10 protein-coding genes are annotated in these 9,175 nt (G+C 62.1%); 4 read left to right on the top strand and 6 right to left on the bottom strand.

The annotated features are described in order from the left end of the window. Window positions 1-35: 35 nt before the first annotated feature. Window positions 36-986 carry a DMT family transporter gene (locus tag MFF34_RS20890; protein ID WP_238216225.1) on the bottom strand — a complete coding sequence of 317 codons (951 nt, stop codon included), beginning with the start codon at window positions 984-986 and terminating at the stop codon, window positions 36-38. 83 nt (window positions 987-1,069) lie between these two features. Between MFF34_RS20890 and MFF34_RS20885 the strand changes: the two genes are divergently transcribed. Continuing rightward, window positions 1,070-1,633, top strand: coding sequence for a helix-turn-helix domain-containing protein (locus tag MFF34_RS20885; RefSeq protein ID WP_238216223.1), 564 nt, complete (start codon window positions 1,070-1,072; stop codon window positions 1,631-1,633). Between the two features lie 25 nt (window positions 1,634-1,658). Here the strand turns inward: MFF34_RS20885 and MFF34_RS20880 are convergent, their stop codons facing one another. Further along, complete coding sequence (locus tag MFF34_RS20880; RefSeq protein WP_238216221.1) at window positions 1,659-2,207, bottom strand: cysteine hydrolase family protein; 549 nt, start codon at window positions 2,205-2,207, stop codon at window positions 1,659-1,661. Between the two features lie 82 nt (window positions 2,208-2,289). Here MFF34_RS20880 and MFF34_RS20875 point away from each other — a divergent pair, with 82 nt between their 5' ends. Both MFF34_RS20875 and MFF34_RS20870 read left to right on the top strand, forming a co-directional pair. Beyond that, window positions 2,290-3,273, top strand: coding sequence for a GlxA family transcriptional regulator (locus MFF34_RS20875; RefSeq protein WP_238216219.1), 984 nt, complete (start codon window positions 2,290-2,292; stop codon window positions 3,271-3,273). Between the two features lie 107 nt (window positions 3,274-3,380). Then, window positions 3,381-3,743 (top strand): antibiotic biosynthesis monooxygenase, encoded by a 363-nt coding sequence (locus MFF34_RS20870; protein ID WP_238216217.1) that lies wholly within the window; start codon window positions 3,381-3,383, stop codon window positions 3,741-3,743. On the opposite strand, the gene MFF34_RS20865 is transcribed toward MFF34_RS20870, so the two are convergent. Together MFF34_RS20865 and MFF34_RS20860 are read right to left on the bottom strand one after the other, a co-directional pair. Further along, window positions 3,740-4,510 carry a S9 family peptidase gene (locus MFF34_RS20865; protein ID WP_238216215.1) on the bottom strand — a complete coding sequence of 257 codons (771 nt, stop codon included), beginning with the start codon at window positions 4,508-4,510 and terminating at the stop codon, window positions 3,740-3,742. The two genes, MFF34_RS20870 and MFF34_RS20865, sit on opposite strands and share 4 nt — an antisense overlap. Next, entirely contained in the window at window positions 4,494-5,606 is a 1,113-nt protein-coding gene (locus MFF34_RS20860) for a DUF3182 family protein (RefSeq protein ID WP_238216213.1), read from the bottom strand. Before MFF34_RS20860 ends, MFF34_RS20865 begins: the two co-directional genes overlap by 17 nt. A 227-nt stretch (window positions 5,607-5,833) precedes the next feature. On the opposite strand from MFF34_RS20860, the gene MFF34_RS20855 reads away from it, so the two are divergent. Further along, the gene (locus MFF34_RS20855) at window positions 5,834-7,642 is read left to right on the top strand and encodes an aminopeptidase P family protein (protein ID WP_238216211.1); all 1,809 of its coding nucleotides are present in this window, start codon (window positions 5,834-5,836) and stop codon (window positions 7,640-7,642) included. Between the two features lie 59 nt (window positions 7,643-7,701). Here the strand turns inward: MFF34_RS20855 and MFF34_RS20850 are convergent, their stop codons facing one another. Both MFF34_RS20850 and rhtA read right to left on the bottom strand, forming a co-directional pair. Beyond that, the gene (locus MFF34_RS20850; protein ID WP_027596536.1) at window positions 7,702-7,983 is read right to left on the bottom strand and encodes a hypothetical protein; all 282 of its coding nucleotides are present in this window, start codon (window positions 7,981-7,983) and stop codon (window positions 7,702-7,704) included. 191 nt (window positions 7,984-8,174) lie between these two features. Beyond that, complete coding sequence (gene rhtA / locus MFF34_RS20845) at window positions 8,175-9,062, bottom strand: threonine/homoserine exporter RhtA (protein ID WP_027596535.1); 888 nt, start codon at window positions 9,060-9,062, stop codon at window positions 8,175-8,177. Between the last annotated feature and the right edge of the window lie 113 nt (window positions 9,063-9,175).

The following is a 9,175-nucleotide window of genomic DNA, read 5'->3' as shown; positions in this document are numbered from 1 at the left end:
CAGTTTTTTACAAAGCATAGCTGGAGTTGGCGGGTTTACAGGCCTGTTTGGTGCTCGGCTTCCTCCTGCGCTTCGCGCGTTGTGGCGCTTTCGCGGGGGCGGCGCACCTTCAATTCGCTGACCACCACGGCGATCACGATCAGCAGCCCGCCAATCAACGCCACACCGGGCAGACGCTCGCCGGCGATGCGCCCAACGATCCCGGCCCACACAGGCTCGCCCGCGTAGATCAGCGTGGCGCGGGTGGGTGAAACCGACTTTTGTGCCCAGTTCATGGCCAGCTGGATCACTGCGCTCATGGCGCCGAGCCCCACCGCACTCATCACCAACAGCCAGGAGAAGTCGGGGAGGCGCTCCTGGGTCGGCACGATCATCAGGAATGACAGCAACGACGCGGTGGCCAGCTGCACCACGGTCACGCGGCGCACATCGACCTGGCCGGCATAGCGGCTGATCAGGATGATCTCGCCGGCGATGGCGATGGCGCTGACCAGGGTCACCATCTCGCCTTCGCTGAAGTGCAAGCTGCCGCCTTCCGGCCCTGCCAGCAACATCAGGCCAAGGAATGCCAGGCAGATGCCGAGGCTCGGCATCAGGCCGGGGCGACGGCCAAGCACTAGCCATTGCAACAACGGCACGAAGGGTACATACAGCGCGGTGATGAACGCGGACTGGCTGCTGCTGATGGTTTGCAGGCCCATGGTCTGCAAGCCGTAGCCGAGCATGATCGAGACGCCGATCAGTACGCCCGCCTTGAGTTCGGTAAAGGTCAGCCCCGACAGCGCGCGTGCCGAGATCGCGCCAACGAACAACGCCGCCGCAGCAAAGCGCAGGCCGACGAAGAACATCGGGCCGCTGACCGTCATCACGTTATGCACCAGCAAGAAGGTGCCACCCCACAGCATGGTGATGAACACCAGCATCAGTTCGGCTTTGCTCAGGCGCAAAGAAACGCGTGTATTGGGCTTGCAGGTGGGTTGGCTCATGGTCTTGCGCACTCGGAGGGGGCGGCGCACAATCTGCGCAAAGTGGGCAGTATACTGCGCAGTCACGATCAGCGAGCAATACAGTGCACAAAAATTCCACGCACCGGGCATCGGTGTTACAGCATGTTAGCCTCAACGTACGCAGCCTGCGTCACGCAGCGGGTATGAGCCAGTCTGCCTTGGCCGAGCGTTCTGGCGTCAGCCGACGCATGTTGGTGGCGATCGAGGCGGGTGAGAAGAATGTCAGCCTTACCACGCTCGATTTGATCGCCGAGGCCTTGGGGGTGGCGTTCAGTACGTTGATCCAGGCGCCCGAGCGGCGGGACCCCAGCCGCATTGACGAACTGGCCTGGGCCGGTGAACATCCGCAAAGCAAGGCAGTGCTGCTGGGGAGCAGCACCGCCCGGCGTGAGGTCGAACTGTGGGAGTGGACCCTGGCACCGGGCGAGTGCTATGTCAGCGAGGCCGATGCCGATGGCTGGAGCGAGCAGATCTATGTGGCCGAAGGGCAGCTCACATTAGTCATCGAACAGGCCGAGTATTGCCTGCAGGTTGGCCAATTTCATGTCTTCCCCAGCAACCGCCGCTACGCCTACCGCAACGATGGCGCCGTAGCGGTGCGCTTTGTGCGCAATGTGGTGATCTGACACTCGCCTTAAAGGCGGGGCGCGATCATTTGCCGAGCAGATCATCGGTCTTCACCACCTTGGCGTAGGCAAACGCCAGGGCCGCCATTGCCGAGTCGTGTACATGGGCCGCCGGCACCTGTTTGCCATCGAACGCCAGCGGCAAGGTCGCGCAGGCGTCGTGAGCCACGGTCACGTCGTAGCCATAATCGGCGGCGGCGCGGGTCGCTGCATCGATGCACATGTGGCTCATGCTGCCGACGATGGTCAGTGCCTCGATCCCTTGCTGGTCCAGCGTGTGCTTGAGGTCGGTACCGAGAAACGCATTGACCTTGTGCTTGAGCACCACCGGCTCGCCCGCCTTGGGTTGCACCTTGGCGTGGATGGCCGCGCCGGGGGAGTCCGGTGCGAAGAACGGCGCATCGGCACTTTCGAACTCATGCCGCACATGCACCACCAGGTCGCCCCGCTCACGCGCGGCCGCCAACAGCCGGGCGGCGTTGTCGGCTGCCTGGTCTGCGCCGTCGAGGGTCCATTTGCCACCGGGGAAATAGTCGTTCTGGATGTCGATGATGATCAGCGCTTGCTTGCTCATGTTGCCTCCTGCGGCAGTGGTCGTTGGATGACGATAGTTATAGGCTGTGCGCTTCGACCTGAGGATTGGCACGACCGACACAATGAGGGCAAAAACTGACAACCCTGCGCGCCTGGACATCGGCCTGCTGCTCTACCCAGGGGCGCAGCGTGCGGCCGTGCATGGCCTGACCGACCTGTTCACGGTGGCCAACCGAGTTGCCGCCGAGTTGGGCGCTGTCGAGCTGCCGCAGATCCGCGTCAGCCACTGGCAGGTCGATGAAGCGGGGTTGTTGCAGTGGGTTGAGGATAGCGGCTTCGAGGCGGCCACGGCGCTGAGGGTGATGATCATTCCGCCAAGCCTGGACTCGGCGCCACACGCTGAGCTGCTTGCGCGCCATCGCCTGCCCTTGAATCAGCTCCACGGGCGCGGCACGGTGCTGGCGTCGGTGTGCATCGGCGTGTTTTTCATCGCGGCCAGTGGGCTGCTCGACGGGCGCCCGGCCTGTACCCATTGGAACTACGTGCAAGCGCTTGCACAGCGTTTTCCATTGGTGCGGGTGGAGGCGAACCAGCCGCTGCTGGACGACGGTGACATCATGACGTCGGCCGGGCTGATGGCCTGGACCGAGCTGGGCTTGCGCCTTCTGGAGCGGTTCATGGGGGCGACGGTGGCGCGCGAGACGGCTCGCTACCTGGCTGTCGAACCCGTGGCGGCGCCGTTGCCGGGTGCATTGTTCAACCCCCGCCTGGACCATGGCGATGAGGCAGTGCTCAAAGTGCAGCACTGGTTACAGGGCAATGGTGGGCAGGATGCCGACCTGGCCGCCATGGCCGCTTGTGCAGGCCTTGAGGAGCGGACCTTTCTGCGGCGCTTTCGAGCTGCCACCGGTTTACGGCCGACCGAGTATTGCCAGCAAGTACGGGTTGGGCGTGCGTGTCGGTTGCTGGAGTTTACCCGGCGCAATGTCGAACAAATCGCCTGGGGTGTGGGTTATCAGGACCCGGGCGCTTTCCGCAAAGTGTTTCAGCGCATCACCGGTTTGACGCCCAGTGAGTATCGACGACGCTTTGCGGTTTCAGGTTGAGCCAGCGGTCGCTCCTGCGCCAGCAAAAAACACTTGACCTTGACTTAACTTGAGGTTTTACCCTGCTCAGCATCACGCCAAGGGCGTCCGGAGCAAGGAGACTTTTCATGACGGCAACGCCTCATTCTCTGTGGTTTACCCAGATGATCGAATACGAAGTGCCTGCGCTGCAGCAAGTGGCGTTGGCCCAGGCCCTGGTGGTGCGCAGCGAAGCATTGGCCGCAGGTTGTGAGGGCTTGCAGGGCGTGAGCATCCAGGCCAGTGACGATGGCAGCCGGGTCCTCCAGTACTTGCAATGGCAATCGCGCCAGGCCTGGGTGGCGGCCGCCGACCGTTTCGTTGAAGAACCCTTTCTCGACCTGCTGTGCCAGCACCAGGCGCGGGGCGTCAACTTCGCGGCCTACCAGACATTGCGTAGCCTGGTCCGCAATGCCGACGGTGGCCTGCACTGCCAGGTCGGTGAGCCTTAGGCATACCAGGGCGCGTAGTGTGGGTAGCGGTCCAGGCGTGCGCCAATGACCATCTCGCTGATCCAAGACGCGAGAATCGAGCTGTAGGCTTTCTGGCTTTCTTCGCTGGACAAGGCGTGGTCGGCACCGTCGACGATGCGGTGGGTCAGCGAATGGGCGCTGATGAATGCCGAGCGGTAGCTCATCAGTGTGCTGTGGGGTACATAGTCATCATGTTCGGACTCCACCAGTAACACATCGCCGCCGAATTCGGCGCACGCGGCCAGTGCGCGGTTGTCCGCCGGGCCAAGCTGGCGCTGGCGGTAGGCATTCAGCCGCTGCCGATCAAGGGTTTGCTTGGGGGTTTCCCACTCATCGTCCCAGTACAGGGCAGGCACCCGCATTGCCAGCCACCTTACTGCCCGCAACCGCGTCAACAAGGTGGCCAGGTAACCGCCATAACTGCTGCCAATGATGGCGATGGAGTTGCTGTCCACGCTGGGGTGACTGACCAGGCGGTCGTAGGCTGCCAGCAGGTCGTTGAGGTTCTGTTCGCGGGTGACGGTCAGGCGTTGGCTTTCGGTCTTTTCATGCCCGCGCAAGTCGAAGGTCATGCACACGCACCCCAGGCCGGTAATGTGCCGTGCGCGGGCCAGGTCGCGTTGCTGGCTTCCGCCCCAGCCGTGGACGAAGAGTATGCCGGGCATCTTGCTGCCAGGGCTGACTAGGGTGCCGACGATGCTGTCGTTCTCGACGTGCAGCTCAATGGTCTCACTCTGAATGCTCATGTTCGCGAATCCGCGCAAATTTGCTGAGTTGTCCGAGTTCACTGTCGATTCCTTGGTAGAAGAGAGTGGCGTCAGTGGGCAGGTCGGGCGTGCCGAACACTTCATGGGTCGAAGCACGCACTCGCTGCAGTGTCGGCTCAGCGGCGAAGGCCTGCAGGGCCAGCAGTTCTGCACTGCTGGCACCGCCCAGACGCCAGGATTGTTCAAGCACGCCGCTGCGTACATGGCCTTGGGCGGTGGTGCCGCGGGCAATGTCGTAGTTACGTCTTGACGCCATGAAGCCTGGGAAGTGCTGCTCCGCGGCACGTTCGTAGACCATGGCTTGGTTGATCGCCAGGCGCAGGTGGTCTTCCAACGGCAGTTGCAGCAACGCCTGGTAATCACCGCGCACTACGACCAGATCGGAGCCGCCATAGACCTCTGTGCCCTGGTGGTCGTGCGTCAGTTGCTGAGTGCCGTGGTAGCTACAGGTCAGGCCGGCGACACGCACTTGGCCAACACTGAAGGTCTGCACCTCGCTCAGGTCTTCTTCGAGCACCAACCCCCAGACGGCGAGGTCTTGGTCATCCATGTCGGCCAGTAACGGCTCCAGCGCATCCAGTGTGTCGATGACCTGCTGCCCCCGCCCGGCACAGGCCAGCACCGGCTTGATCCGTAGAGGGCCATCAAGCAGGAGCAAGCGTGCGGCATTGCGAGCGTCGGCCTTGCTGAATACGGTATAGCCACGCAACAGCGCATCACTGGCCTGAAGGGCGAAGGCGTCGGTCCAGCCAGGGGGGAAGCTGGCGGCGGCCGGCAGCGGGTGGGAAATCGCCTTGGTCGCCATATAAGGAAAAGCGACCAGCCCGCCGAACAGGTCCTGTTCGGTGCGGATACCCAAGGCTGCATGGCGCTGCGGGTCGATCAGCGTCTCGGTCGGCAGGTAGTAGTAGCGGTCGCTGGGCGTGGAGGGCGGGTCGAGATGCACGTGTGTGCAACCCAGCAGCTGCGCCAGGCCATCGGCAAGCTTGAGGTGTACAGCATGTTCATGGTCAGGCGTGTGCTGGCGGGTGTCGAGCAGCACAACGGCGGTTTTCGCGTCACCGGCAGCGGGCATAGAGGGTGGCCTGTCTGCAATGAATGTACTTGGTGTGAAGCCGGGGTTTTTGGGAAGTTCAGCAGGATGTGATCGGTGGTCCTGGTTCTGCTGTAGGAAATGTCCTGATTGCAGAGGGCGTGATGGGCAATGCATGCCGCAGGCCGGTCGCCGTGATTGCAGGGCGGGGGTGGCTGTACCATTATCGATAGTCTGAAATCAGTAGAGATGTTTTCGCAGGAGTGCGCATGAACGTTCAGACCACGATAGAGCAAGCTGTGCCAGAGCGCCTGGCGCGGGTGCGTAAGGCCATGGCCGCAGAGGGGGTCGATGCGCTGCTGGTGCCCTCGGCCGACCCTCATCTTTCCGAGTACCTGCCTGGTTTCTGGCAGGGGCGCCAATGGCTGTCCGGTTTTCAAGGGTCGGTCGGCACGCTGGTGGTCACGGCGGGTTTTGCCGGACTCTGGGTTGACAGCCGCTATTGGGAGCAGGCCGAGCACGAGCTGGCAGGCAGCGGCATCGAACTGATGAAGCTGCTGCCAGGCAAGCCGGGCGCGCTGGAATGGCTGGGTGAGCATGTCGAGCCAAAGGGCGTTGTGGCAGTGGACGGTGCTGTCATGGCCTTGGCGTCGGCGCGTTTGCTGGGTGAGCGTCTGAAGGCCCGGGATGTGCGGCTGGTCACGAACAACGACGTGCTTGGCAAGGTTTGGGAGGGGCGCCCGTCGCTGCCGAGCAACCCGGTCTACCAACACTTGCCGCCGCATGCCACGCAGAACCGGGCAGACAAACTCGCCCAGTTGCGTGAGGCATTGAAGGCCAAGGGCGCTGACTGGCATTTCATAGCCACCCTGGATGACATCGCCTGGCTCTTCAATCTGCGTGGCAGTGATGTGTCCTACAACCCAGTCTTTGTTTCCTTTGCCCTGATCAGTCAGCAGCAGGCGACGGTGTTCGTTGGCCAGGAAAAGGTCGATGATCATCTGCGCCATGTGTTGTCGGTTGATGGGATTGAGGTGCGTGACTATGCCGAAATCGGTCAGGCCCTGGGCGCCGTGCCTTCAGGCAGTCGCCTGTTGGTCGATCCGGCGCGTGTCACCTGCGGTTTGCTGGAAAACCTGGCCTCAGGCGTTGAGCTGGTCGAGGGGGTTAACCCCACCACGCTGAGCAAGTCGTGCAAGGGTGAGGATGATCTTGTGCATATTCGCCGGGCCATGGAGCAGGACGGCGCCGCCTTGTGCGAATTTTTCGCCTGGTTCGAGGGGGCTCTGGGCCATGAGGTCATTACCGAGCTGACGGTCGATGAGCGATTGAGCGCCGCCCGTGCCCGCCGTCCAGACTTCGTGTCGTTGAGTTTCTCGACCATCGCCGCCTTTAATGGCAATGGTGCGATGCCTCATTACCGCGCCACCGAGCAGTCGCATGCGGTCATCGAAGGTGACGGTTTACTGCTGATCGATTCCGGGGGGCAGTACCTGGGGGGGACTACTGACATTACCCGGATGGTGCCGGTGGGTAACCCTACGCTCGAGCAGAAGCAGGATTGCACGCGTGTGCTCAAGGGCATGATTGCGTTATCGCGCGCTACCTTCCCCCGCGGGATCCTCTCGCCGCTGCTCGATGCCATTGCCCGGGCACCGATCTGGGCCGATCAGGTGGACTATGGCCACGGCACCGGCCATGGCGTGGGTTACTTCATGAACGTCCACGAGGGGCCGCAGGTGATAGCCTATCAGGCGGCGCCCACGCCCCAAACGGCCATGCAGGCGGGCATGATCAGTTCGATCGAGCCGGGTACTTACCGGCCGCGTGAGTGGGGCGTGCGCATTGAGAACCTGGTGGTTAGCCGGGAAGCGGGCAAGAGTGTGTTCGGCGATTTCCTGAACTTCGAGACCTTGACGCTGTGCCCGATCGACACACGCTGCCTGTTGCCCGAGTTGCTTGCCAAGGAAGAGTTGGCGTGGCTGAACGGTTACCACGCGAGTGTGCATGAGCGTCTTGCGCCGCTGTTGAAGGGCGAGGCCCTGGCATGGCTACAGGCGCGTACCGCGCCGCTGTGATGACGAATAAAAAGGGGCAGCGCTCGCGCTGCCCCTTTGAACTCAATGCCTGGTGGTCATCACTTGCAGATGACGATCATGCTGCGGCTGGTATAGCCAGCTGGATTGATACCGAACAGGTAATCGCCTTGCTCTTCGTCGGTATCGCCGGAGCGAGCAATGACTTTGTAACCGCGGGTGCTGCAGGAGGTGGCGGCCTTGCTGTAGCAGTTATCCCACGATGAGGAGAGGCCGGAGCAATTGATATGCAGGCCTTTCTTCCCCTTTTTGACCTCAGTCTTGGCCGTGGCGGCACATCCAGCAATAGCCAAAATGGCCAGAATGAGCAAAATACGTTTCATTCCCTTCCTTAAATGCAGGGCGGATCATTTGTCGGGCCCTGTCGTTGTCACTGCTGTCTTCCTGAAAAATCCCCAGCGTCCGTCTTCGGTCCACCAGATCGCGTAAAGTTATTGATTCTGTGTGACAGCTTAATCAGCGAGGCGGGCCGCTACAATCACTAATCCCATCTCAAATGAAAATAGTTCTCATATCAGTCGGCGGCGACGGGTGGGGTTGGCGTCTGGCGCATTGACAACGTGGTGCCTACAGACGCGACGATGATGGCGAGAATCGCGAGCCATTGGGTAGTGCTCAATACCTCGCCGAGGAACAGAAGGCCTGAAAGTGCGCCAAACGCCGGCTCGATGCTCATCAGGGTGCCGAAGGTGCGTGCAGGCATGCGGGTCAGGGCAACCATTTCCAGGCTATAGGGCAGGGCGGTGGACAGTATCGCGACACCCAGTGCCATCGGAATGACTGCTGGGGTGAGCAGTGCGCTGCCGGCATGAATCACCCCGATCGGGGCAACGAACAGCGCGGCGACCACGACGCCGAGGGCGGCGCTCTGGATGCCGTGCTCGGCGCCGGCGCGTTGCCCGAACAGGATATACAGCGCCCAGCACACCCCCGCACCCAAGGCATACGCCGCGCCTACCGGGTCCAGAGCCTGGCCGCCATCGCCCGCTGGCAGCAACAGTAGAAGCCCGGCGATCGCCATCGCGATCCAGAGAAAGTCGATAGGGCGGCGCGAGGAGAAGATCGCCACCGCCAGTGGCCCCGTGAACTCCAGTGCAACGGCGATACCGATAGGTACTGTTTGTAGCGCCATATAGAAGAGGAAGTTCATGCCCCCAAGTGCCATGCCATAGATGATGACATTGCGCAGAGTGGTGGCGGTCATGCGGACGCGCCATGGGCGCAGGATGAGCAGCATGATGATACTGGCGAAGATCAGGCGCAGGGCTGTGGTGCCTTGGGCGCCGATGATGGGGAACATGCTTTTGGCCAGTGAGGCACCAGACTGTATGGATGCCATGGCGATCAGCAGCAGGCCGATAGGGAAGAGGGTGGCGGCCAGGCTGCGGGGTTGGGTGTTCATCTCTGCGCGGCGATCCTTGGGCGGGTAGGGGTGTGCACTATAGTGCGCACTTACGTGGGCCGAGGGCAAGATGTCACGCTTTTGAAATTAAAGGTTGACGGGGTTTCGAATCC

The organism is Pseudomonas sp. PAGU 2196 (assembly GCF_022179005.1).
GTDB classification, from domain to species: Bacteria; Pseudomonadota; Gammaproteobacteria; order Pseudomonadales; family Pseudomonadaceae; genus Aquipseudomonas; species Aquipseudomonas kermanshahensis.
The sequence above is the reverse complement of the archived record's forward strand: the minus strand, read 5'-3'. Positions and strand labels throughout refer to the sequence as shown.